General features: G+C 70.8%; 22 protein-coding genes and 1 tRNA gene. 7 read left to right on the top strand and 16 right to left on the bottom strand.

The features are described from left to right. From GEV27_RS17495 to GEV27_RS17475, 5 genes are all read left to right on the top strand, one after another. Window positions 1-428, top strand: a 428-nt coding sequence (locus tag GEV27_RS17495; protein ID WP_304518475.1) for a UDP-galactopyranose mutase, incomplete at its 5' end; no start/stop codon positions are given. Continuing rightward, window positions 418-1,638 carry a CDP-glycerol glycerophosphotransferase family protein gene (locus GEV27_RS17490; protein WP_153935197.1) on the top strand — a complete coding sequence of 407 codons (1,221 nt, stop codon included), beginning with the start codon at window positions 418-420 and terminating at the stop codon, window positions 1,636-1,638. The genes GEV27_RS17495 and GEV27_RS17490, both read left to right, overlap by 11 nt. Window positions 1,639-1,643: 5 nt before the next feature. Continuing rightward, window positions 1,644-3,116 carry a hypothetical protein gene (locus GEV27_RS17485; RefSeq protein ID WP_153935196.1) on the top strand — a complete coding sequence of 491 codons (1,473 nt, stop codon included), beginning with the start codon at window positions 1,644-1,646 and terminating at the stop codon, window positions 3,114-3,116. Beyond that, a complete protein-coding gene (locus tag GEV27_RS17480; RefSeq protein WP_153935195.1) occupies window positions 3,113-4,084 on the top strand; it encodes a phosphatase PAP2 family protein in 972 nt (323 codons plus the stop codon). Before GEV27_RS17485 ends, GEV27_RS17480 begins: the two co-directional genes overlap by 4 nt. Window positions 4,085-4,138: 54 nt before the next feature. After that, window positions 4,139-5,272 carry a hypothetical protein gene (locus GEV27_RS17475; protein ID WP_153935194.1) on the top strand — a complete coding sequence of 378 codons (1,134 nt, stop codon included), beginning with the start codon at window positions 4,139-4,141 and terminating at the stop codon, window positions 5,270-5,272. 75 nt (window positions 5,273-5,347) lie between these two features. On the opposite strand, the gene GEV27_RS17470 is transcribed toward GEV27_RS17475, so the two are convergent. Both GEV27_RS17470 and GEV27_RS17465 read right to left on the bottom strand, forming a co-directional pair. Then, entirely contained in the window at window positions 5,348-6,769 is a 1,422-nt protein-coding gene (locus GEV27_RS17470) for a bifunctional cytidylyltransferase/SDR family oxidoreductase (RefSeq protein WP_153652128.1), read from the bottom strand. A 26-nt stretch (window positions 6,770-6,795) separates the two neighbouring features. Beyond that, on the bottom strand, window positions 6,796-7,638 hold the full coding sequence (locus GEV27_RS17465; RefSeq protein ID WP_309222349.1) for a siderophore-interacting protein: 843 nt from the start codon (window positions 7,636-7,638) through the stop codon (window positions 6,796-6,798). 17 nt (window positions 7,639-7,655) lie between these two features. Between GEV27_RS17465 and GEV27_RS17460 the strand changes: the two genes are divergently transcribed. Both GEV27_RS17460 and GEV27_RS17455 read left to right on the top strand, forming a co-directional pair. Then, the gene (locus tag GEV27_RS17460; RefSeq protein WP_309222348.1) at window positions 7,656-9,599 is read left to right on the top strand and encodes a M13-type metalloendopeptidase; all 1,944 of its coding nucleotides are present in this window, start codon (window positions 7,656-7,658) and stop codon (window positions 9,597-9,599) included. A gap of 138 nt (window positions 9,600-9,737) precedes the next feature. Then, window positions 9,738-10,958, top strand: a complete 1,221-nt coding sequence (locus GEV27_RS17455) for an MFS transporter (protein ID WP_309222347.1) — start codon at window positions 9,738-9,740, stop codon at window positions 10,956-10,958. A 3-nt stretch (window positions 10,959-10,961) separates the two neighbouring features. Here GEV27_RS17455 and GEV27_RS17450 read toward each other — a convergent pair whose 3' ends face one another. The 14 genes from GEV27_RS17450 to obgE all read right to left on the bottom strand — a co-directional run bounded on the left by GEV27_RS17450 (window position 10,962) and on the right by obgE (window position 22,434). Next, window positions 10,962-11,333 carry a hypothetical protein gene (locus GEV27_RS17450; RefSeq protein ID WP_153935193.1) on the bottom strand — a complete coding sequence of 124 codons (372 nt, stop codon included), beginning with the start codon at window positions 11,331-11,333 and terminating at the stop codon, window positions 10,962-10,964. Window positions 11,334-11,353: 20 nt separating this feature from the next. Beyond that, complete coding sequence (locus GEV27_RS17445) at window positions 11,354-12,415, bottom strand: HTTM domain-containing protein (RefSeq protein ID WP_194944245.1); 1,062 nt, start codon at window positions 12,413-12,415, stop codon at window positions 11,354-11,356. A gap of 25 nt (window positions 12,416-12,440) precedes the next feature. After that, entirely contained in the window at window positions 12,441-13,283 is an 843-nt protein-coding gene (locus tag GEV27_RS17440) for a DUF5819 family protein (RefSeq protein WP_153935191.1), read from the bottom strand. A 10-nt stretch (window positions 13,284-13,293) separates the two neighbouring features. Further along, complete coding sequence (locus GEV27_RS17435; protein WP_153935190.1) at window positions 13,294-14,613, bottom strand: hypothetical protein; 1,320 nt, start codon at window positions 14,611-14,613, stop codon at window positions 13,294-13,296. 163 nt (window positions 14,614-14,776) lie between these two features. Beyond that, on the bottom strand, window positions 14,777-15,718 hold the full coding sequence (locus GEV27_RS17430; protein WP_153935189.1) for an HTTM domain-containing protein: 942 nt from the start codon (window positions 15,716-15,718) through the stop codon (window positions 14,777-14,779). Further along, window positions 15,715-16,458, bottom strand: a complete 744-nt coding sequence (locus GEV27_RS17425; protein ID WP_153935188.1) for a DUF5819 family protein — start codon at window positions 16,456-16,458, stop codon at window positions 15,715-15,717. The genes GEV27_RS17430 and GEV27_RS17425 overlap by 4 nt, the downstream gene beginning before the upstream one ends. A gap of 127 nt (window positions 16,459-16,585) precedes the next feature. Continuing rightward, a tRNA-Ala gene (locus GEV27_RS17420) sits at window positions 16,586-16,658 on the bottom strand. Between the two features lie 64 nt (window positions 16,659-16,722). Next, the gene (locus tag GEV27_RS17415; protein WP_153652119.1) at window positions 16,723-17,367 is read right to left on the bottom strand and encodes a histidine phosphatase family protein; all 645 of its coding nucleotides are present in this window, start codon (window positions 17,365-17,367) and stop codon (window positions 16,723-16,725) included. After that, on the bottom strand, window positions 17,364-17,717 hold the full coding sequence (rsfS, locus tag GEV27_RS17410; protein ID WP_153652118.1) for a ribosome silencing factor: 354 nt from the start codon (window positions 17,715-17,717) through the stop codon (window positions 17,364-17,366). Before rsfS ends, GEV27_RS17415 begins: the two co-directional genes overlap by 4 nt. Continuing rightward, a complete protein-coding gene (gene nadD / locus GEV27_RS17405) occupies window positions 17,704-18,342 on the bottom strand; it encodes a nicotinate-nucleotide adenylyltransferase (RefSeq protein ID WP_279586760.1) in 639 nt (212 codons plus the stop codon). The genes rsfS and nadD overlap by 14 nt, the downstream gene beginning before the upstream one ends. Window positions 18,343-18,347: 5 nt before the next feature. Further along, window positions 18,348-18,497: a hypothetical protein gene (locus GEV27_RS17400; protein ID WP_153911640.1), complete on the bottom strand. Its 150-nt coding sequence runs from the start codon at window positions 18,495-18,497 to the stop codon at window positions 18,348-18,350. Window positions 18,498-18,519: 22 nt separating this feature from the next. Next, window positions 18,520-19,767, bottom strand: coding sequence for a glutamate-5-semialdehyde dehydrogenase (locus GEV27_RS17395; protein WP_153935187.1), 1,248 nt, complete (start codon window positions 19,765-19,767; stop codon window positions 18,520-18,522). Window positions 19,768-19,792: 25 nt separating this feature from the next. Next, window positions 19,793-20,878 (bottom strand): glutamate 5-kinase, encoded by a 1,086-nt coding sequence (proB, locus tag GEV27_RS17390; RefSeq protein WP_153652115.1) that lies wholly within the window; start codon window positions 20,876-20,878, stop codon window positions 19,793-19,795. Continuing rightward, entirely contained in the window at window positions 20,878-22,434 is a 1,557-nt protein-coding gene (obgE, locus tag GEV27_RS17385) for a GTPase ObgE (protein WP_243838944.1), read from the bottom strand. Before obgE ends, proB begins: the two co-directional genes overlap by 1 nt. Window positions 22,435-22,523 lie beyond the last annotated feature (89 nt).

The following is a 22,523-nucleotide window of genomic DNA, read 5'->3' as shown; positions in this document are numbered from 1 at the left end:
ACGGCGACCTGTCGTGGCGCACCCTGGATTTTGAGACCGAGGTGCTGGCGACCGGCGACTTCCAGGGCACCCCGGTGATGAACTACGCCGACCCCGACATCGCGCACACCCGCATCCACGAGTTCCGCCACTTCCACCCCGAGCGCGACCACCCGGCCGACAAGACCGTGATCATGCGCGAGTTCAGCCGCTTCGCCGGCACCGGCGACGAGCCCTACTACCCGGTCAACACCCCCCAGGACCGCGAACGGCTCCTGGCCTACCGCGAGCTGGCGCGCGGCGAGAAGAACGTGCTGTTCGGCGGACGTCTCGGCACCTACCGGTACCTCGACATGCACATGGCCATCGGCTCGGCGCTCAGCATGTTCGACAACAAGCTCGCACCGTACTTCCGCGACGGCGCCGCACTCGACGACCATGGCCTCTAGGGCAGACAGCGCCCGCATCGGGCTCGTCCACCGCCTGCGGCTCTGGGCGATCAGTCGGCTGCGGCGCTCGCGGCTCCTGCCGTCGGGGATGCCGGACAAGCTCACCGACGAGGACCGGCTCGGACGCCCGTTCGAGCAGCAGGTCATGCTCTACTTCCCGACCACGCGCGACAGCCTCTACCAGCTGCGGCCGTGGTATCACGCGCTGAAGGCCCTCGACGCGTCCCACCGGCTGGTGTGCGTCTTCAAGGACTCGCGCACCGCGCAGATCGTGCGCGACGAGACCGGCCTGGACTGCGTGACGCTCGCCCGCTACGGCCAGCTCGACGAGATCTTGTCGGTGTCGCAGGTCAAGCTCGCGCTCTACGTCAACCACGACCCGATCAACTTCGAGAGCCTGCGCTTCACCTCGCTCGTGCACGTCTACCTCGGGCACGGCGACAGCGACAAGGGCGTCTCGGTCTCCAACCAGGTCAAGGCGTACGACCTGTGCTTCCTCGCGGGCCAGGCCGCGGTCGACCGCACGGCCTCGGCCGTGATGCTCTACGACGCCCCGGCGCACAGCGTCCTGATCGGCCAGCCACAGCTCGACGGGATCGCGCCCGTCGTGCCCTCGCCGTCGCTGGACGGCCGCCCGACGGTCCTGTACGCCCCGACGTGGGAGGCCTCGCAGCCCTCGGTGTCGTACGGCTCCCTCGAGACGCACGGGGTCGCGCTGGTCACGGCCCTGCTCGGCACGTACCGCGTGATCTACCGCCCGCACCCGCTCAACGGCGTCATCCGGGCGTCGTACGCGGCAGCCGACGCCGCGGTGCGCGAGCTCGCCGACCGGGTCGACACCGTGGTGCCGCTCGAGCAGTCGTTCGCCGACGCGGACCTGCTCGTGACCGACGTGTCCGCCGTGACCCTCAACTGGCTGCCCACGGGCAAGCCGATGCTGGTCACCACCCCGCCCGTCCCCTACCCGCCCAGCCCGCTCATGGACGTCGTGCCGCAGCTCGCTCCGGGCGACGACGTCGCGGCCATCGTCGCGAAGCACCTGACCGACGACCCGACCAAGGCCGCCCGCGACGCGCTCGTCGAGCACTACCTCGGCGATCCCCGTCCCGGCGTCGCGACCGCCCGCTTCATCGCAGCGTGCGAGGACGCCATGGCGCTGCGCGACCGGGAGTGGGCCGCGCGGCAGGCCGCCGGCGCGACCGGGCCCTAGGCGAGATGTTGGACCTCGCACGCTCGGCCGCGCGCCTGCCGGTGTTCCTGAGCCTGACGATCGGCGCGATGATCGCGATCCGGCTCTGCTTCCTCGGCACGCCCGCGGGACGTGACGAGGCCGGCTTCCTCATGGTCGGCAACGCGTGGGGCGACGGCGACTCCCTCTACGGCCCGTACTGGGTCGATCGTCCGCCGTTGCTGCTCTGGATCATGGACCTGGCCGGCACTCTGACGAACCTGCGGCTCATCGGGCTCCTGGCGTGCGTGGCCATGGTGCTGGGCGTGGCCCGCGCGGCGTACCTCGTGCGCGGACCGCAGGGGGCGCGGTGGGCGGCGGCCACTGCCGCCCTGTTCAGCACCGCCCACTGGTTCGGCGTGACCCGGACCAACGGCGAGATGCTGTGCGCCGGATTCGTCGCCTGGGGATTCGCCCTCACGATCCAGGCCTTCCTGCCCCACGCGCGGCGGCCCTGGCTCCCGGCGCTCGGGGCGGGCGTGCTCGCGGCGTGCTCGTGCTTGATCAAGCAGTCGATCGTGGACGGCCTGGTCTTCGCGGCCGTGCTCGCCGTGGCCGTCGCGTGGCAGCAGCCCGCCACCCGCCGGCGGGCCGCTGTGGTCGTGGCCGCGGGAACGGTCGGCTTCGTCGTCGCCCTCGCGACGGGTGTCGCTGCGGCCGCGGCCCGTGGCACCAGCCCGGCCGAGCTGTTCGACGCGCTCGTGACGTTCCGCGCGGAGGCCGGAGAGGTCATCCGCACCTCCGCCACCGCGGCGACCGGCCAGCGCCTGATCGTGCTCCTCGCCACCTGGGCGGGCAGCGGACTGGGCTTCATCGCAGTCCTCGCGGCGTGGTGCGCAGCACGCCGGCGCGAGCCGGTCGTCCTGGCGACGTTCGCCGTGATCGCATTCGCCTCCGGCACGGCAGTGCTCGGCGGCAGCTACTGGGGCCACTACCTGTTCCAGCTCGTGCCCGCCTCGGCCCTCGCGGCCGGCCTGCTGGCCAACCAGGTGAGCCGGCGCCTCCGCACGGCCCTCGGGGTGTTCACGGTCGCAGTCCTCGCGGCCAACCTGACGTACACGATCGTCGCGCCACCCCACGTGGGGGCCACGGCCGAGACCGTCGGGACGTGGTTGAGAGAATCGGGCAACCCCTCCGACACCGCTGTCGTCGTCTACGGGCAGCCCAATGTCCTCGGCGCCGCGGGGATGTCCAGCCCGTACCCGTACCTCTGGAGCCTGCCTGTGCGCACCCTCGACCCGGACCTGACGACCCTGTCGGGCGTGCTCACGGGGCCCGATCGGCCCACGTGGTTCGTCGAGTGGACCGGCGTCGACTCCTGGGGCATCACGGGCGCGGACCGGCTCGAGAACGAGCTCGACGACGGCTACCGCAAGGTCGCCAAGGTCTGCGGCCGCACCGTCTGGCTGGCCCGCGGCGAGGAGCGCTCGCTGGCGCCCGTCCCGAAGGAGTGCCCGTGACGACCGAGATCGCCGCGCCCCGGACCACGCCGTGGACCTGGCGGGGGCCGGCCCTCCTGGTGTACGCCGTGCTGTTCGCCCTGGGCGTCGTGCTGATCGGCGTGCCGACCGATCCGTTCCAGCTGTTCGTGTGGCTCTGGCTGGCGACCATCGCGTACAACGTCCGCGCTCCCTGGCGAAATCACCTCGCGTTCCCCCGCGACTGGTGGCCCGCGTTCGCGCTTCTCGTGCTCTATCTCTACAGCCGTGGCCTGTCCGACGAGGTCATCTCGATGCCCGTCCACTGGACGATGCCGATCCGCTTCGATGAGTGGCTGGGCGGCGGGACTCTGCCCACCCAGCACCTCCAGGACGCCCTGTGCGCTTCCCCGTGCACCAGCAGCACGCCGCCGCGGTGGTACGACGAGGTGCTCACGACCGTCTACTTCACCCACTTCGTCGCGGGGCTGACCCTCGCCGTGGTCCTGTGGCTGCGGGACCGTGCGATGTGGGTGCCGTGGATGCGGCGCTACGTCGTGATCAACTTCGCCGCCCTGGTCATCTACGTCCTGTACCCGATGGCGCCGCCGTGGCTGGCCGCCAAGGAGGGCTACATCGCCGAGCGGCTGCCGCGGCTCACCGGGCGTGGCTGGGACGACCTGGGGCTCGGCGGCTTCCACGTCGTGCTCGCGAAGGTCGGCAACCCGGTCGCCGCGATGCCCTCGTTGCACGGTGGGCTGGCCATGCTGATCGCGCTGTACGGCATCGCGCGCCTGCGAAGCGCGTGGCGCTGGATCCTCCTGGTGTACCCCGTGCTGATGGGCATCGCACTCGTCTACTACGCCGAGCACTACGTGATCGACATCCTCGCGGGGTGGGCCCTGGCAGGCCTCGTGATGATCGGGTGCGCGGTGTGGGAGTCGCGCCGCAGCGCCGGCGGCGCGCCGTTGAGACAGCCTGACGTGCAGTCGGCCCAGCGGGACCGATAATCTTGCGCCAGCTCGTCGGACGACGGGGCACCGTTCGGGGAAGGAACCCACTCCATGGCATCTCAAGACCTGGTCCGCGAGGCGCAGGATCCGTCGACATCGGCTGCGCGACTCGCTGAGCTCGCACAGGCAGATCGTGCGCTCTGGCCGGCGATCGCGGTGCACCCCGCGGCCTATCCGGGCCTCCTGGAGTGGCTCGGCCAGCAGGGCGATCCCACGGTCAGCGCAGTCCTTGCGATGCGCTCCAGCTCGTCGGCCGCGTCGCCGGCCCCCACCGAAGTCATCCCTCAGCAGGTCCAGCCGTCGGCGGAGCAGCCCACGGCCGAGCAGCCCGCTGCCCAGCAGCCGGCCGTCGAGGAGCCCGTCGCCCAGGCCCCCGTGTCGCCGGTCGCGGAGCCGGTCGTCCCGTCGCAGCCGGCGGAGCAGTCCTACCAGCCGGTCGAGCCGACCCAGTCCTACCAGCCGGTCGAGCCGACCCAGTCCTACCAGCCGGTCGAGCCGACGCAGTCCTACGAGCCGGTGCAGCCCACGCAGACGTTCCAGCCGGTGCAGCCGTCCGCGCCGGCGGCGTACGCGGCCCCGACCGATCCCTCCTACGGATCGGTCCCCCCGGGCGGCGCCGCCCCCACCGGCTCCGAGCCCGGAGGCAACGGTGAGGACGGCAGCAAGAAGAACTTCTGGCTGCTGGCCGGGATGATCGCCGCGGTCATCGTGCTGATCGGCGCCGCTGCGTTCGGCGCGATCAAGGTCTTCGGCGGTGACGACGACGACGACAAGGACGAGGCGAGCTCGTCGTACACCAAGGCCCCGCTCGAGACCACCGAGCCCGCGCCGACGACCACCGCGCCGACGACCGCCGCGCCCAGCGTCGACCCCGGAGCCTCCGGCGCCAGCCCGGCCTTCTGCACCCAGTACAAGGACCTCCAGGACGAGACCCTCGACTCGATGGGCGGCGGCTCCGACATTGGCAAGCTGACCGAGTCGTTCGGACGCCTCGCCGACGCGTACGACGACCTGGAGGATGAGGCGCCTGCCGAGGTCAAGGGCGACGTGGCCGTGATGTCCGACTACTTCGACACGTTCAAGGACCCGTCGAAGGTCGATCCGTCCGATCTCAGCGGCAAGATCCGCGAGTTCACCGACGCCGCCCAGAAGGTGTCGCAGTACTACGTCAGCAACTGCATCTAGTCGCTCGGCCCCGCAGGTCCTCGCCCCGACTCCTCGTCGGGGCGGGGACCTGTTGCGTCGGCCGGCTGCGTGCGGCTAGCGGCCGCCGCCGATGGCGGCCGGACCGTCCTCGCGGCGGATGTCGATGATGTGACCGGTCTGCTGCGACAGCAGGACGTCCAGCGACTGGCGGGCGACGTCCATCGAGCTGAGCAACGTGCCCTCGGGCTCCTCGCCGAACGCCTTGGTGCGCATGGGCGTGCCGGTGCGCTCGGGGTTGACGCAGTTGACGCGCACCTCGCCCGCCCACTCGTCGGCCAGGGCCTGCGTCAGGTTGACCACCGCCGCCTTGGCCGAGGAGTAGAGCGAGTAGCCGCCCCGGCCCCGGGTGTAGGACGACGACGTGAACAGCAGCAGCGAGCCCGCGGCCTGGGCCAGGTGCGGGTAGAACTCCTGCGCGATGAAGATCGGGGCGAGGTAGTTGATCTCGGTGGCAGCGAAGATCGTCTCCTCGGACGTGTCGGCGAGGTCCTCGATCACCAGCACACCTGCGGTGTTGACGACGAAGTCGATCGTGTCGGTCTGCTCGAGCACCGCGGCCGCCGCCGCCGCGATGTCCTCGCGTCGGTCGACGTGCGTGTTGGTCGAGGAGCGCGAGAACGTGTGGACGTTCGCGCCGAACCCGCGGGCGAGCTCGGCGATGTCGCCGCCGATGCCGTACGACCCGCCGAACACGACCATGGTCTTGCCTGCGAGCGCTGCCCGGTACTGCTCGTCGGTGAGCGCGTCCGGGGTGTCGGCGGACTGCAGCTGGAAGAGCTTGTCGGCGATGTAGACGTCGATGGGCTCGGTGACCTTCATGTTGCGCTCGTGACCCATCACGACGGCGATCGGGACGTGGGGCAGATAGCGGAGCACGACGGTGCAGTCGTCGGTCGCGGTGAAGTCCGGGTCCTTCCACGCCAGCGCGTACGCCTCGCGGATCACGGACAGCCGGAACGCCTGGGGGGTCTGGCCGCGACGCAGGAGGTGCCGCTGCAGGACGTCCTCGATCGTCTCGGTCCCGCCCGCGGCGGTGTCGTGGACCTGCACGATCGTGTCGGCCGACGGGATCGCGGTGTCGACGGCCTCGTGGGTCGCGAGGGCCGCGACGACGTCGCCGATGATGGTCTGCGAGACGAGGGGGCGCACGGCGTCGTGGAACAGGACGTTGCACTCCTCGCTGCCGAGGGCCTCCAGCGCGCGGCTGGTCGACTCGTTGCGCGTCTGCCCGCCCTCCACGATCTGGCTGACCTTGTCGTAGCCGCCGTTCTGCACGATCGCCCGGACCGGGTCGAGGTGGCCCGGGGTCATGAGGATGACGATCTCGTCGATCAGGGGCGAGGCCTCGAAGGCCGCGATGGTGTGCTCGATGATCGTCTTGCCGGCGATCTTGATGAGCTGCTTGGGGATCGACAGGCCCACCCTCGTGCCGGTCCCGCCGGCGAGGATGACGGCCACGTTGCGCAGTTGGGTCACGCGATGAGGTTACCGTCCGCGAGGCGCTAGGACGCCCCCGGTCGCATGACCGCCTCGGTCTGCTGGGACTTCCAGACCCGAAAGCCCTCCTCGGTGCTGCCGCGACGCCAGTAGGCCGACACCGACACGTCGGCGCGGTCGACCCCGCGCTCGCGCAGGACGTGCGGTCGCACGCTCTTGAGCAGCGCCGACTCGCCGTGGACGAAGGCCTGGACCCGGCCGGCCGGCCACTCGAGCCCCCGCACGGCGTCGTCCAGCAGCGTGGTCGTGCCGGGTGCCGCGGCACCGCGGTGGAGCCATCGGACGTCCACGTCGGCATCGGTGCGCAGCGGGATCTCGTCCGCCTCGGTCTGCACCTCGATGAGGGCGATGCCGCGCACGCCCGGGGGCAGGCTCATGAGGGAGGCCGAGATGGCCGGAAGGGCCGCCTCGTCGCCGACGAGCAGCAGCCAGTCCGCGGTGACGTCGGGGGTGTAGCCACCGTTGGGGCCGCGCACGTGGATCACGTCCCCGGGCCGGGCGCGGGCCGCCCAGGGCCCAGCGACACCCTGGTCGCCGTGCACCACGAAGTCGATCGCGAGCTGCTGCTGCTCGCGGTCGAGCCAGCGCACGGTGTACGTGCGCAGGACGGGCCAGGCCTCCTGCGGCATGGTCGCCTTCACCAGGTCCAGGTCCAGCGGCTGGGGGTAGTCGTGGCCGGGGGTGAGGAAGACGAGCTTGACGTACTCGTCGGTGTACGGCTCGGGCATCGCGTCGTGGCGGGCGAGGAACTCTGCGAAACCCTGTCCCCCGAGCACGACCCGCACCATCGAAGGAGCCACTTTCTCGGTGCGGACCACGGTCAGCGGGACAGGAGAAGTTCTGCTCACGTGTGTAGCCTATCGGCGTGAACCCCGGTATCGACACGACACAGCTCGACTCCTCCGTCCGCGTTCAGGACGACCTGTTCCGTCACGTCAACGGGCGGTGGCTCGCGACCGCGGAGATCAAGCCCGACCGCGCGACCGCTGGCTCGTTCGTGGCGCTCGTGGACGAGGCCGAGGCCAAGGTCCGCGAGATCATCGAGACCGCGAGCAAGGACCCGCAGGACGACGAGCAGCGCAAGATCGGCGATCTCTACGCGAGCTTCATGGACGAGGAGCGGGTCGAGGCCCTCGGCGCCGAGCCCCTCGTGGCCGAGCTGGCCCAGGTCGACGCGATCGCCGACATCGCCTCGTTCGTGCGGGTGCTCGGTCTGCTGGATCGTCAGGGTGTCGGCAGCGTCCTCGGGATGTACATCGCACCCGACCGCGGCAACCCCGACCGCTACATCACCCACCTCGGTCAGGGCGGCCTCGGCCTGCCCGACGAGTCGTACTACCGCGAGGACGAGTCCGCCCAGATCCGCGAGGCGTACGTCGCGCACCTAACCACGATGCTGGGGCTCGCGGGTCTCGACGACGCCGCCGGCCGCGCCGCGCGGGTCATGGACCTGGAGACCCGGCTGGCCTCGTTCCACTGGGACCGGGTCGCCTGCCGCGACGCGCAGAAGACCTACAACCACCTCACCGGTGACGGCCTGCAGGAGCTCGCGCCGAGCTTCGACTGGACCAGCTGGTCCGCGGGCGCGCAGGTGCCGGCGCCCGTACTCGCCGAGGTCGTCGTGTCGCAGCCGTCCTACCTCCAGGGCCTCGAGACGCTCCTGGTCGACGCCGAGCTCGACGCGTGGAAGGACTGGCTGCGCTGGCAGGTCGTCCACAGCGCCTCGCCCTACCTGTCGTCCGCGTTCGTCGACGCCAACTTCGAGTTCTACGGTCGTACGCTCAGCGGCACCGACGAGCTGCGTCCCCGCTGGAAGCGCGGCGTCGGCTTCGTCGAGGGCGCGATGGGTGAGGCGGTCGGCAAGATCTACGTCCGCACCGAGTTCCCGCCCGCGTCCAAGGAGCGGATGACCGAGCTGATCGACAACCTCCTCGCGGCGTACCGGCAGAGCATCTCCCGGCTGACCTGGATGAGTGAGGAGACCAAGGAGCGGGCGTACGACAAGCTCGACTCGTTCAACCCCAAGATCGGCCACCCCGACCAGTTCAAGGACTACTCGGCCCTGGAGACCTCCCCCGACGACCTCCTGGGCAACGTCCGGCGCGCCATCGCGGTCGCCACCGACCGCGAGCTCGCCAAGATCGGCTCGCCGATCGACCGCGACGAGTGGTACATGACGCCGCAGACCGTCAACGCGTACTACAACCCCACGATGAACGAGATCGTCTTCCCGGCCGCGATCCTGCAGCCGCCGTTCTTCCACGCGGACGCCGACGACGCGGTCAACTACGGCGCGATCGGCGCGGTCATCGGCCACGAGATCGGCCACGGCTTCGACGACCAGGGCTCGCAGTACGACGGCACCGGCGCCCTGCGCAACTGGTGGACCGACGAGGACCGGGCCTCGTTCGAGAAGCTCACCTCCGCGCTCATCGCCCAGTACGACGTCCTGTCCCCCGTCGGCGCCGAGGGACGTACGGTCAACGGCTCCCTCACGATCGGCGAGAACATCGGCGACCTCGGCGGGCTCGGCATCGCCCACCAGGCGTTCCGCCTCACCGAGCCGACCGACGAGCCCATCGACGGGCTGACCCCCGACCAGCGCTTCTTCATCTCCTGGGCCCAGGCCTGGCAGGCCAAGGTGCGTCCGGCCGAGACCGTGCGCCGACTCACCGTCGACCCGCACTCGCCGCCGGAGTTCCGCTGCAACCAGACCGTCCGCAACATCGACGCGTTCTACGCCGCATTCGACGTCGGCGCCGACGACGCGCTCTGGCTGGACGAGCAGGAGCGCGTGCGCATCTGGTAAGCGCTGCGCGGCTCCGCCGCGCCCGCGGCTCGTTCCTCGCCGCTCCTCCGGGCTTCGCCCGGGCGCTTGCCTTCACTCGCTGGCGCTCGCTCGGCCCGTGGCCTCGTGCGTATCGTTGCTCTTCGATAGATTCCTTCGGTGAGTGAACCGAGATCTGTGGACCCGCTGCAGCGGCGGGTGGTGCTGGTGCTCGTGCTGGTGCAGGTGGTGGGCGGCGTCGGCAACGGTGCCGGGCTCGCCGTCGGCAGCCTGCTGCTGAAGGACATCTCCGGCTCGTCCGGCTGGGCGGGCATGGCCGTGGTCATGCTGACGCTCGGCGCGGCAGCGTTCACGATCCCGTTGTCGTCGCTCGCCGCCCGGGCCGGACGGCGACCCGCCCTCACGCTCGGCTGGGTCGCCGGCGCGCTCGGCGCCGCGATCACGGTCGCGGCCGCCTCGCTGGAGTCCCTCCCGCTGGCACTCGCCGGGCTCGGTCTGTTCGGCGGCAGCACCGCGGCCAATCTCCAGTCGCGGTTCGCCGCGACCGACCGGGCCCAGCCCGAGCAGATCGGCCGCTCGCTGTCGATCGTGGTCTGGTCGACCACCCTCGGCGCGGTCATCGGGCCCAACCTGACCGGCCCCGGCGCCTCGTTCGCCGATCTCGTCGGCGTGCCCGATCTCGCCGGACCCATGATCTTCTCGGCCGTCGGCTTCGGCATCGCCGGCCTGCTGACGTTCGTGCTGCTGCGCCCCGATCCCCTCGTGCGCTCAGCCGATGCTGCGCCGGCACCCCGAGGACTCCGCGCCGCTCTGCCGTACGCGCGTGGCCGCACGCTCACCGCGATGTGGGCCATCGCCTCGTCACACGCCGTGATGGTCGCGGTCATGGCCCTGACCCCGGTGCACATGGAGGATCACGGGGCCGCCCTCGAGGTCATCGGCCTGACCATCAGCCTGCACATCGCCGGCATGTTCGCGCTGTCGCCGCTGATGGGCTGGCTGAGCGACACCTGGGGAGCCGACCGCACGATCCTGCTCGGCCAGTCGATCCTCGTCGTGGCGGCGTGCGTCGCGGGCACGTCGGGCAGCTCGCAGGTGCAGATCACGATCGGCCTCACGCTGCTCGGCATCGGCTGGTCCGCGTCGGTCATCGCCGGAGCGGCCAAGCTGACCAACTCCCTCGAGGTCTCGACCCGTCCTGTCGTCCAAGGACTGTCCGACCTGACGATGAATCTTGCCGGCGCCTTCGGCGGACTGCTGGCCGGGCTCGTGGTGGCGGTGAGCGGCTTCGGCACGCTCAACGTCGCGGCCGCGGTCCTGACGATCCCGGTGGTCCTGCTGGTGCTCTCGGGACGACGCGTGGCCGCCGGCGCCGTCTGATCGCTACGGAGCCGGGGCCGCGGCCTCCACCGGACGGGAGGTCCAGCCGAACTGTCCACCCGCTCCCCTGATCTCGACGCTCGCGATCGCGATGCGGTCCCGTCCGCCCTCGGCACGCACGCTGCAACGGAACGTCGTGCCGATCGACTCATCGACCTTCTTCGGGCACCTGACCTCGAGCGGCCGCCCGGACTTGGCCTCGAGCTTTCGCTCGATGTTGGCGACGACCCCCTGGGTGGACATCCGGACGACCGCGTTCTCGGCGGGAGGCGCGGCCTCCTCCTCCTCGTCCGCACGGGTCATGAAGAACAGCACGATCGCGGCGACGATCCCGGCCCCCACGAGGCCGAGCAGGAGGTTCAGGAGTGCCTTCACGGTCGGGAGCCTAGCCGAGCTCAGCGACGCCGCACGGCGGCTCTGACCCAGTCCGCCACCGGCCACCACGTGCGCTCCAGCACCGCGGTCCCGGCGTCCTCGACGGCGTACCAGCGCAGGGCCAGCCAGTCCCCCACAGGCGCCACACGGGCCCGGAGCCACTCGTCCACCCGCTCGTACGACTCGGTGGACACGAACACCGCTGCGAGCGAGACGATCGCGAGCGCGCTCCACGGCACGGCCAGCAGCACCGCGAGCACGAGATTGACCAGGATCGTCGCCGCGACGACGATCCTGCGCGTCACGGTGTGGAGGAGGAGCGGCCCGAACAACAGCTGGGTGAGCAGCACGGCGTAGGTCAGGGCGCCCAGGGCGATCGGGTTCGTGGAGATCGCATCTGACAGACCCGGGTGGGGACGCAGCTCGGGCAGCTGCATCGTGGAGTACATCGCCGTGCCCCGCTGCCAGACGTCCTGCGAGATCTTGTCCAAGCCACCGGCCAGGCACAGCAGCACGATCTGGGTCGTGAGACCGATCAGTCCCACGTGGTGCAGGCCCGACGCGAGCCAGGGCGGCAGGACCGCCTCCCGCTCCTCCTCGACCTGGTCGCTCCTGCGCCCACGGCGCCACGCGTCGAGGGACCAGCGCTCTGCCGTCTGCATGAGCAGGAGCCACATCAGGGCGATCCGCACGAGATTGTCTCCCTCGTCGCCGACCACCGGGTTCTGCGAGACCACTGCGATGAACCCGACGAGCGTCACGGCGTTGGCGGCCCTGGTATGCCAGCCGAGCACCATCGCGGCGGCCGCCGCCATGGTGAGGACGTAGAACAGGGTCAGCACGTCCCCGCTGACGCCGTCGAGCAGCTGCGTCTCGGGGAACTGGCTCAGCGCGCGTGCAGGCTCGGCCCAGACCGCGCCCGGACCCGCCCAGGCCTCCCGGGTCGACGCATTGGCTGCGAGCAGGCCGAGCACCGAGAGCGCGACCCCGATCCGGCACACCGCGGCGCCGTACGGCGTACGCGGCTCGGCCAGCAGCCAGTCCGCCGCCGCGTCGACCGCCCGCCCGGGCGCCTGCACCACGCGCCGTCCCCGCGACGGCACCGGCTCACGCCCCCGCATGGCGCTCGAATGCGGTCTGCGCCTCGTAGGAGGCGGTGAACCCCCGTCGGAAGCCGAACGCGAACCAGCGGAAGTCGCGGTCCTGCAGAGTATCTGCCGGGCGATCCGCGCCCGCGGGCACCGTGCGGCGTCCGACGCGGTACTGCACCTTGAGGATCGTCCCGTCGAGCCGTGCGCGGGCGTACATCGAGGCGAAGCGCGTCGCCATGGTGTCGTACGTGACGTAGCTCCGGACGGCTGCCTGGCGGTCCGTGCCCGCCGAGTACAGCCGGTCGCCGAGCCGCTCGATCGGCTCCTTCGTGTACGACGCGGCGACGAGCTCGCGCTGGCGCGGGTTGAGGCCGAACATCGCGGCGTTGAGGTTGGTCGCGATCCTGCGGGCCGCCACGTGGACGCGTGCGGGATCGATGTCGTGCCGCAGCGCGTCCGTCTCGACAGCCGTCACGTCCATCCAGTCGCTCATCGTGATCGCGCCGCCGGCACCGTCCCTGACCTGCGCACGGACCATGAACGACTCGTCCGCGAACTGGGCGTTGGGCACCAGCGCGCTCCACTGCTGGGCGAAGTAGGGATTGACCCAGGCCGCCAGTGCTCGGTCGCCGACCGCGTCACGGACCGGACCGGACGGGGACACCCACAGGGCCAGCACCGCCGCGTGCACCACCGCGACCAGCGCCAGGACGACCACGAGCGCTCGTTGCCACGGCCGGTGACCGGATGACGCCGCTCCGGTGGTCTGCATCTCGAGCTCGTCCTGTCCTCGTCGGTCGGTGGCTCCGGACGCACCGCTGCCGGTGCCCTGGAGGGGGTCACCGGCAGCGCTGGTCATGCTCGGTCGATCACGCCACCAGGCGGTGGCGCTTCTCGTTCAGCAGGACGGCTCCGCCGAACAGCACGAGGGCCAGGCCCAGGAACATGAACGGCAGCAGGTTGCGGGGAGCACCTGCGTCCGGCAGTGCCTGCGTCACGTCGGCGTCGGACTGCGCGTCGGCGTCGGCCACCGCATCGGCATCGGCGTCGGCGTCCGCATCCGCGTCGCTCGCAGCATCGGCATCAGCGTCGCCCGCCGAGTCCGCGTCGGAGTCGGAGTCGGCATCAGAGTCGGCATCAGCTGCCGCGTCCGCATCGTCGGCTGCCTCGCCGACCCGGTTGGGCCCGACGTGGACCCGTGCCAGGTCGAGCGTGTTGCCGCCGAGGAGCGTCAGGCTCAGCGCCGTGACCTCGAGCTCGCCGGGCGAGGCCGCGACCTGCTTGTTGACCGTGCCGCTCACGAGCGGCTCGAGCGCATCGGACAGGCCCGCCAGCAGGGTCGGCTCCAGTGCGTCGAGCAGCGGCCCGACGAGCTGCGCGTTGAGCGCCTCGAGCTGCGGGCTGAGGGCGCCGAGGGCCCCACCGAGGCTCCTGGTCAGCGTGTCGCTCAGCCCGGCGATGATCCCGTCGACCAGGTCCTGCGGCGCACCGACCAGCAGGTCCGCGTTGACGCCGGTGCCGAGCGTGACCGGCACGACGATCTCCTCGGTGCCGAGCGTGACGACGAGCTCGAGACCGGCAACGGAGCTCTCACCGGTCGCCCGGCCCGGCTCGGCCTCGGCCGAGGCGTTGACCGCGCCCACGCGGAGGGTGACCGGCAGTGAGGTGTCGATCGTCCCCAGCGCCTGGCCGAGCACGGTGTCGACGGCCTCGGTGACCGGGAGGAGCAGCGTGCGGAGCAGCTCGCCGATGATGCTGCCGTCGCCGACCAGCCCGGTCAGGATCGGATCCAGGACCGTCCCGGTCTCGACCTCGCCGAGGTCCTCCACGAGGTCCGTGAGATCCAGGGTCGTCTGCAGGTCGAGGGCCTCGATCGGCGCGACGCTGGCGCTGGCTTCCGACACACCGTTGAGGTCCTTGTCGACCCCTGCCGACGCGTTCTGCGAGAACGCGTCGATGCTGTTGGTGTCAAGACCTTCGCCGCACCGACCGGTCGTGGCGCCGGTGGGCTGGACGGCCTCACAGGTGCCACCGTCGAGAGCCTCGAAGAGGCCGGTGCCCCTCACCGCGCTGGCATCGGCCGACGCGACCGGGGCCGGCGCGCCGTTGGCGGAGAACGACAGACCGGCCGTGACGATGAGTGTCGCCAGCCCGGCTGCCAGGGAGTTCTTGGCAAGCGTTTTCTTCATGTGGGAGTTCCCCTTGACTTCTTTTTTTGCCCGCCGCGCGTCGTGGAGCGCGGTCGAGGCGGGTGCGGAGCATGGGAGTGCGTGCTCCGCAACCTTAAACCACATTTACAGGATCTCCGAGAGCCGGAGACAAGAAATGTCACTCCCGGTTACAGGGCCTGCGTCACACCCGGGACGGAGGCTGCGGGACCGGCCGCCTGCCGCGAGCGCGTACCGCAGCGGCGATGCGGTGCCACGACGAGTCGCTCACCAGGATCATGTCGACCGCGATCATGACGAGCGAGAAGTACAAGATCCCCATGAACAGGCCGATGCCCAGGTGCATCCCGGTGATCAGCACGAGCGCGATCAGCCGGGTGGGCCGATGGATCAGCAGCACCGGGAAGAACAGCTGCACGACGATCGCGAGGTACGTCGCGCCGCCGATCACGAGCCCGTTGGCGTACAAGGGCTGCAGCCAGTCGTGCCACGGTGAGTACGCGTCGGTCTGCAGCGGGTAGTAGACCGCCGTCCCGTCCATCCAGCGCTCGCTCTGCAGCTTCCAGAAGGCCGATCCGACGTAGACCATGACGACCTGGTGGATGATCAGGATCGTCGCCAGGTTGTGCAGCGTGGCCGAGGCCCACGTCGGCACGTACGGCCGGATCTCCCCTCGCTCGGCACGCTGGCGGGCATCGACCGACCAGCGCAGTCCTGCGTCGGTGAAGCACAGGTAGAGCAGGACCATGCGCAGCACGGCGTCTCCGCCCGAGCCCACGAACGGGTTCGCGACGTAGAGGGACATCCACAGGAACAGCGTCACGATCGCGGTGGCGCGGGTGCGGTAGCCGACCATCAGGAGCACCCCGAAGACGATCGTCAGGAGGTAGAGCGCGTCGAAGGCCCTCCCGTCCAGTCGGCCGAACAGGCCGAGAAAGGACGGCCAGGACGTCGCGTCGCGGACCGGCGCGGTCCACTCCGCCCCGTCGCCCCACGTGTAGTGCCGGTCGCCCCAGTTGACGACGAGCTGGCTCGCCACGACGAGCCCCAGGATCATGCGGGTGACGGCCAGCCCGTACGTCGAGTGCTTCTCCTGACTGAGCCAGCCCACCGCGCGCTCGATCATCGGTGCCTCCGGTCGAACGCCGCGACGGCGTCGCGCTCGCGGGTGCTGCCGGTCGTCGGGACACGCCAGCCGCTCTCCCGCTGGGTCGGTGCCGGCCGGGCGGCCTGCCGATCGGCCTCCGAGCCCGTGCGCTGCGCGTAGGGCACCACGGAGTGCGCGCGCAGCCGATAGCGAACGGCGGTGAGCTCATGACCCGTCCGGGCCTCCAGCACCTCGGTCCCCAGTCGCGCCGCCGCCTCCTCGTAGAGGACGTAGGTCCGGACGCGGACGGGATCTGCTCCCCCGGCCGACAGGTCGGCCCTCAGCTCGCTCCACGACGGTGGCGCCGTCTCGTCCGTGCGGTCGGCGATCGCCCGCTGGGCCAGCCCCAGGCCGCGATAACGCTGGCTGAGCGGCCCGTAGAGCTTGTTGGTGACGTATCCCGCGCGGCCACCCACCAGCCGGTGCCGGATCAGGTCCAGCTCGACACCGGTCCAGCTGACCCATGCGGTACGCCGCGCCGTGCCGTCGTCGCCGACGTACGAGCCCTGGAACAGGACCTCGCGATCCTGCGCGACGGGAGCGGGAGCGAACAGCCGCCAGTTCTGCGCGAAGTAGGGCTCGAGATAGCCGGTGCGGGACGCCGTCGCGTCGCTGTAGCGGTTGGGCGGCAGGGCGGCCAGGGTGACGGCGACCAGGTGCAGGCCCGCAATCGTCACTGTCACCGCGATGAACGCCGATCGCATCGTCACCCGGGACACGCCCGCCACCGTACCAACTCGCCGGCGTCCCCCGGGCCCGTCAGCAGCGGGTCCCGGGACCCGGTCGGGGACCACGAACGACGAACGCCCCTCCCGGTCCGGGAAGGGCGTTCAACGTGCTGTGCGGTGGAGCATAGGAGATTCGAACTCCTGACCTCTTCCATGCCATGGAAGCGCGCTACCAACTGCGCCAATGCCCCGCGGTGTCCCCCTCAGGGGCCTCGCCAATATTAGCCGGTCCGCTCCGAAAGACCCAATCCGGGGTCACTCCTCGTCGGACATCACTGGAACCGGAAGGGTTCCGGCGTTCCACTCCGTGAGCCGCCAGCTCGTGTCGGGACGCCACGGTGTCTCCTCGATGACCGACCACGCGCAGTTGTTGAGCGCGCCGAACGTGCCCCAGTGCGCGCGAGGGATGCCCAGGAAGCTGCAGATGCCCGTGCGGAGCACCGCACCGTGGGCGACGACGACGAGGATGCTGTCCGCGGGCAGCGACGCGAGAGCCGACTCCAGGCCCTCGGCGAAGCGCTCCCCCGCCTGCAGGTGGGTCTCGCTCCCGGGGATCTGCGTCTCGTCGCCGTCGACCCACGCCTGCATGCCCTCGGGCATCCGGTCCCACGCCTCGCGCCACGTCAGCCCCTCGCGGGCACCGAAGTTGAGCTCGCGGAAGCGCTGGTCCAGCTCGACCTCCAGACCGGTGAACGCACCGAGGTACGCCGCGGTGTCGCGGGCCCGCTGCAGGTCCGAGCTGAGGATGCGGTGCGGCCTGAGGGTGGCCAGGCGGCTCGCAGCCTCCTGCGCCTGGGCGTGACCGACCTCGTCGAGGGGGATGTCGCTCTGCCCCTGGACGCGCCCGGCGACGTTCCACTCGGTGCGCCCGTGGCGCCACAGCACGACCTGGCGGGTCATGCCAGCGTGACGACCGGGCAGTCGCTCCAGAGTCGCTCGAGCGCGTAGAACACGCGCTCCTCCTGGTGCTGGACGTGCACGACGATGTCCTGGAAGTCGAGCAGGACCCATCGGCCCTCGCGCTCGCCCTCGCGGCGCACGGCCTTGACGCCCAGCTCGATCATCTTCTCCTCGACCGCGTCCTGGATCGCCTTGACCTGGCGCGGGCTGGAGCCGGAGCACAGCAGGAAGACGTCGGTCAGTGCGAGCTGCTCGGAGACATCGAACGCGATGACGTCCTGGGCGAGCTTGTCCTCGGCGGCCGCTGCCGCTGCTCGGGTCAGCTCGACGGCGCGGTCAGTGGCGGTCATGAGTCGGTGCCTTCGGTCGGTGGATGTCACGGTAGAGGTCGTGCTTGCCGATGTACTGCACGACGCCGTCCGGCACGAGGTACCAGACCGGCTCGCCGTGCTCGACACGTTGGCGGCAGTCCGTCGAGGAGATCGCCAGCGCGGGGATCTCGACGAGGGTGATGTGCTCGCGGGGCAGGCCCTCGAGGGTCGTGTCGTCCATCTCGTGCCCCGGACGGGTGCAGCCGACGAACTGGGCGAGCTCGAACAGCTCGTCGTGATCGCGCCAGGTCAGCAGCGCTGCCATGGCGTCGGCGCCCGTGATGAAGTACAGGTCCGCGTCCGGGTGCAGCTCCGACAGGTCGCGCAGGGTGTCGATCGTGTAGGTCGGTCCCTGCCGGTCGATGTCGACGCGGCTGACCGTGAACCGGGGATTGGCCGCGGTCGCGATGACGGTCATGAGGTAGCGGTCCTCGGCCGGCGAGACGTCGCGGTCGACCTTCTGCCACGGCTGTCCCGTCGGGACGAACACCACCTCGTCGAGGTCGAACCAGGACTGCACCTCGCTCGCCGCCACGAGGTGCCCGTGGTGGATGGGGTCAAAGGTGCCGCCCATGACGCCGACGCGTCGGCGTCCGGTGCTCACGGGGGTCAGGAGTGCTCGCGGCCCTTGCCGAAGGACAGCAGGGCGAACAGCAGGACCATGAGGATGGCAAAGGCGATGACGCCCACGGCCCACGGCTCGATGCCGATGTCGCGCAGGTGCTCGGTCTCTTCGGCAGCGGCGATGAACGAATGCATGAGGACAATCTATCCCAGTGCTCTACCGCACGTGACCGTCGCCCGTGACGATGAACGTCGTGGTGGTCATCTCGGTCAGGCCCATGGGTCCGCGGGCGTGCAGCTTCTGGGTCGAGATGCCGATCTCGGCACCGAATCCCAGCTCGCCGCCATCGGTGAATCGCGTCGAGGCGTTGATCATGATCGCGGCCGAGTCCACCCCCGTCGTGAAGCGTGTGGACGCCGCGAGGGAGCCCGTGACGATGGCCTCGGTGTGCCCCGAGGAGAACTCCCGGATGTGGTCGAGGGCCTCGTCGATCGAGGCCACGACCTTCGCGGAGATGTCGAGCGAGAGGTACTCCTGGGCGTAGTCCTCGGCGGTCGCCGGCATGACCCGCTCGTCGACCGCACAGAAGCTCTCGTCGCCGTGGATCGTGACGCCGGCGTTGTGGAGGGCGGCCACGACACGGGGCACGAAGACATCGGCCACGTCCTGGTGCACCAACAGCGACTCCGCCGCGTTGCAGACGCTCGTGCGGTGGGTCTTGGCGTTGAGCACGATGTCGAGCGCCATGTCGAGATCGGCCGCCGCGTCGACGTAGACGTGGCAGTTGCCCACGCCGGTCTCGATGACCGGCACGGTGGACTGCTCGACGACGGCCTGGATGAGGCCCGCTCCCCCGCGCGGGATCACCAGGTCGACGAGCCCCCGCGCCTGCATGAGGTGCGTAGCGGACGAGCGGTCGTCGGCGCTGATCTGCTGGATCGCGTCCGCGGGCAGTCCCGTGGCGGTCAGCGCGTCCCGCATGATCGCGATGATCGCGGCGTTGGACCGCGCCGCCGAGGACGAGCCGCGCAGGAGCACGGCGCTGCCGGCCTTGAGGCAGATCGCGGCCGCGTCTGCGGTGACGTTGGGGCGTCCCTCGTAGATCATGCCGATGACGCCCATCGGCACCCGGACCTGACGCACGCGCAGCCCGTTGGGCAACGTCGAGCCGCGCACGACCTCACCCACCGGATCGGGCAGCACGGCGATCGAGCGGACCCCGTCGGCGAAGGCCGCGACGCGGTCCTCGTCGAGACGCAGCCGGTCCAGGACGTTGTCGGGCGTGCCCGCCGCGCGGGCGGCCTCGACGTCGGCGGAGTTGGCCGTCAGGATCGTCTCGGTGCCGGCCACGAGGGCGTCGGCCATCGCGTGGAGGGCGGCGTCCTTGGTCGCTCGGTTCGTGACCGCGAGGGTCCCGGCTGCGATCCGCGCGCGTCGGGCGGCGTCGTGCACCTGCTGCTTCATGCCGCCGATCCTAGTCGGGGCCCCGTCAGACCAGCATGAGGTCGTCGCGGTGGACGACCTCGCGCTCATAGCTCGCGCCGAGGGTTGCGGCCAGCTCGTGCGTCGACCTCCCCATGAGCTGGGGCAGCTCGTCGGAGTCGTAGTTGACGATGCCGCGGGCGATGACGACGCCGTCGGGACCGACGAGGTCGATCGGGTCGCCGGCCGTGAACGGGCCCTCGACGCCCGTGATCCCCGCGGGGAGCAACGAGGCCTTGCGCAGCGTCAGCGCCCGGACGGCCCCCGCGTCGAGATGCACGCTGCCCTCGGTGTTGCTCGCGTGGGCCAGCCACAGGAGCCGGGTCGGACGCCGACGACCGGTCGCGTGGAACCGGGTGCCCACCGACGCCCCCGACAGCGCCTGGTCGGCCTGCGCCGCGGACGTCAGGAGCACCGGGATGCCGGCGCCCGTCGCGATGCGCGCCGCCTCGACCTTGGTGACCATGCCGCCCGTGCCGATCGACGACGCGCTCGGCCGCACGATGTCGAGTGCCTCGAGATCCGCCTCACCGTGGACGTCCGAGATCAGGTGGGTGTCCTCGCGCGACGGGTCACCGTCGTAGAGACCGTCGACGTCCGACAGCAGCACCAGCTGGTCGGCGTGGACGAGGTGGGACACCAGCGCCGCGAGGCGGTCGTTGTCGCCGAAACGGATCTCGCTCGTGGCCACGGTGTCGTTCTCGTTGACCACCGGGACCACACCCAGCTCGAGCAGCCGGGCGAACGTCTGGAACGCGTTGCGGTAGTGGCTGCGGCGCGTGACGTCGTCGGCCGTCAGCAGCACCTGCCCGACGATCAGACCGTGACTCGCGAAGCGCTCGGCGTAGCGGGCGATCAGCGCACCCTGCCCCACGCTCGCGGCCGCCTGCTGGGTTGCGAGATCGCGCGGCCGCCGACGCAGTCCGAGCGGGGCCAGTCCGGCCGCGATCGCGCCGGAGCTGACCAGGACGATCTCGTCCCCGCGCGCTCGTGCGGCCGCCAGCGCGTCGACCAGGGCGTCGACGCGCACGCCGTCAAGACCGCCGCTCGCCGAGCTCAGCGAGGACGAGCCCACCTTGACGACGATGCGCACTAGCGCCGGTCCTCGTCCGAGTCGTCTCCGTCCAGCGCCGGGTCGTCCTCGGGGAACGTCCAGTCCGGCGTCGCAGCCGAGCTCTCGGGACGTCCGCTCTCTCGAGCCTCACGGATCTCCGCCTCGTGCGCCCGTCGTGCCGCGAGCTCCTCGCGGCGCTGGACGTTGGTGCGGCGGTCGGACTGGTCGATGCGCAGGTCCTCGCCACGGCGGCCGAGCACCTCGGCGCCGGCCGGGATCTGCGGGTCGAAGTCGAACACCACGGCGTTGTCCTCGTCGCCGATGACGACGTCGTCGCCGGCCCGCGCACCGCGCTTGAGCAGCTCGTCCTCGACGCCCAGCCGGTTGAGCCGGTCGGCCAGGAAGCCGACGGCCTCGTCATTCGCGAAATCGGTCTGTCGCACCCAGCGCTTGGGCTTCTCACCGCGGACGATCCACTGGCCGTTGACCTGGTCGATCGTGAACTCGCGGCCCACGCCGGCCTCGGCCTTGGGCCGCAGCACGATCCGGGTCACCTCGGCGACTGGCGTCTCGGCCCGGCGGGAGGCGACGATCTCGGCCATCGCGAACGAGAGCTCGCGCAGACCGGCGTGGCTCGCTGCCGAGACGTCGTAGACGTCCAGCCCACGGGCCTCGAGCTCGTCCCGCACGAAGCCGGCGATCTCCTTGGCGTCGGGCACGTCCGTCTTGTTGAGCGCCACGAGTCGGGGCCGGTCCAGCAGATCGCTGCCGGTCGCCTCGGCGTACGCCTTGAGCTCGGCCTCGATGACGTCGAGATCGCTCAGCGGGTCACGTCCGGGGTCCACGGTCGCGCAGTCGATCACGTGCACCAGGGCCGCGCAGCGCTCGACGTGGCGCAGGAAGTCGTGCCCCAGCCCTCGGCCCTCGCTCGCGCCCTCGATGAGGCCCGGGACGTCGGCGACGGTGAACGTCGTGGAGCCGGCGGTGACGACACCGAGGTTGGGCACGAGGGTCGTGAACGGGTAGTCGGCGATCTTGGGCCGGGCCCGTGACAGCGCCGCGATGAGGCTGGACTTGCCCGCGCTCGGGAAGCCGATGAGGCCGACGTCGGCGACGACCTTGAGCTCGAGCGTGATCGTGAGCTCATCGCCCGGCTCGCCCTTCAGCGCGAAGCCGGGTGCCTTGCGCTTGGACGAGGCCAGGGCCGCGTTGCCCAGGCCGCCGCGTCCGCCTGCTGCGATGACGAGCTCGGTGCCGGGACCGATGAGGTCCGCCAGCACCTCTCCCGAGGCGTCCTTGACGACGGTGCCGTCGGGCACGCGAAGGACGAGGTCCTCGCCGTTGCTGCCGCTGCGGTTGCTGCCGGCACCGGGGGCGCCGTTGGTGCCCCGGCGGTGCGGCTCGTGGTGGTAGTCGATCAGGGTCGTGACGTCTGCCCCGACCTGCAGGATGACGTCACCACCGTTGCCGCCGTTGCCACCGTCGGGACCGCCGAGGGGCTTGAACTTTTCACGATGGACCGAGGCGACACCGTCGCCACCGGACCCGCCAGCGACGTGGAGCGTCACCTTGTCGACGAAGCTGGGGACAGCCACAGGCCGCTCTTTTCCGTACTGGCCCCGCATGACGGGGCGTTAAATGGGACGAAGGGACCAGTCCGCGTCTGCGGACGGCCCCTTCGTTG

This window comes from Aeromicrobium sp. S22 (genome assembly GCF_009661045.1).
Classification (GTDB): Bacteria; Actinomycetota; Actinomycetes; order Propionibacteriales; family Nocardioidaceae; genus Aeromicrobium; species Aeromicrobium yanjiei.
The sequence above is the reverse complement of the archived record's forward strand: the minus strand, read 5'-3'. Positions and strand labels throughout refer to the sequence as shown.

What these genes read in the sequence shown, in the direction of transcription:
- GEV27_RS17490 (WP_153935197.1), top strand. Translation starts at nt 418, where the DNA reads ATGGCCTCTAGGGCAGACAGCGCCCGCATCGGGCTCGTCCACCGCCTG.
- GEV27_RS17485 (WP_153935196.1), top strand. Translation starts at nt 1,644, where the DNA reads ATGTTGGACCTCGCACGCTCGGCCGCGCGCCTGCCGGTGTTCCTGAGC.
- GEV27_RS17475 (WP_153935194.1), top strand. Translation starts at nt 4,139, where the DNA reads ATGGCATCTCAAGACCTGGTCCGCGAGGCGCAGGATCCGTCGACATCG.
- GEV27_RS17440 (WP_153935191.1), bottom strand. Translation starts at nt 13,283, where the DNA reads ATGACCAGCGCTGCCGGTGACCCCCTCCAGGGCACCGGCAGCGGTGCG.
- GEV27_RS17435 (WP_153935190.1), bottom strand. Translation starts at nt 14,613, where the DNA reads ATGAAGAAAACGCTTGCCAAGAACTCCCTGGCAGCCGGGCTGGCGACA.
- GEV27_RS17430 (WP_153935189.1), bottom strand. Translation starts at nt 15,718, where the DNA reads ATGATCGAGCGCGCGGTGGGCTGGCTCAGTCAGGAGAAGCACTCGACG.
- GEV27_RS17415 (WP_153652119.1), bottom strand. Translation starts at nt 17,367, where the DNA reads ATGACCCGCCAGGTCGTGCTGTGGCGCCACGGGCGCACCGAGTGGAAC.
- rsfS (WP_153652118.1), bottom strand. Translation starts at nt 17,717, where the DNA reads ATGACCGCCACTGACCGCGCCGTCGAGCTGACCCGAGCAGCGGCAGCG.
- GEV27_RS17400 (WP_153911640.1), bottom strand. Translation starts at nt 18,497, where the DNA reads ATGCATTCGTTCATCGCCGCTGCCGAAGAGACCGAGCACCTGCGCGAC.
- GEV27_RS17395 (WP_153935187.1), bottom strand. Translation starts at nt 19,767, where the DNA reads ATGAAGCAGCAGGTGCACGACGCCGCCCGACGCGCGCGGATCGCAGCC.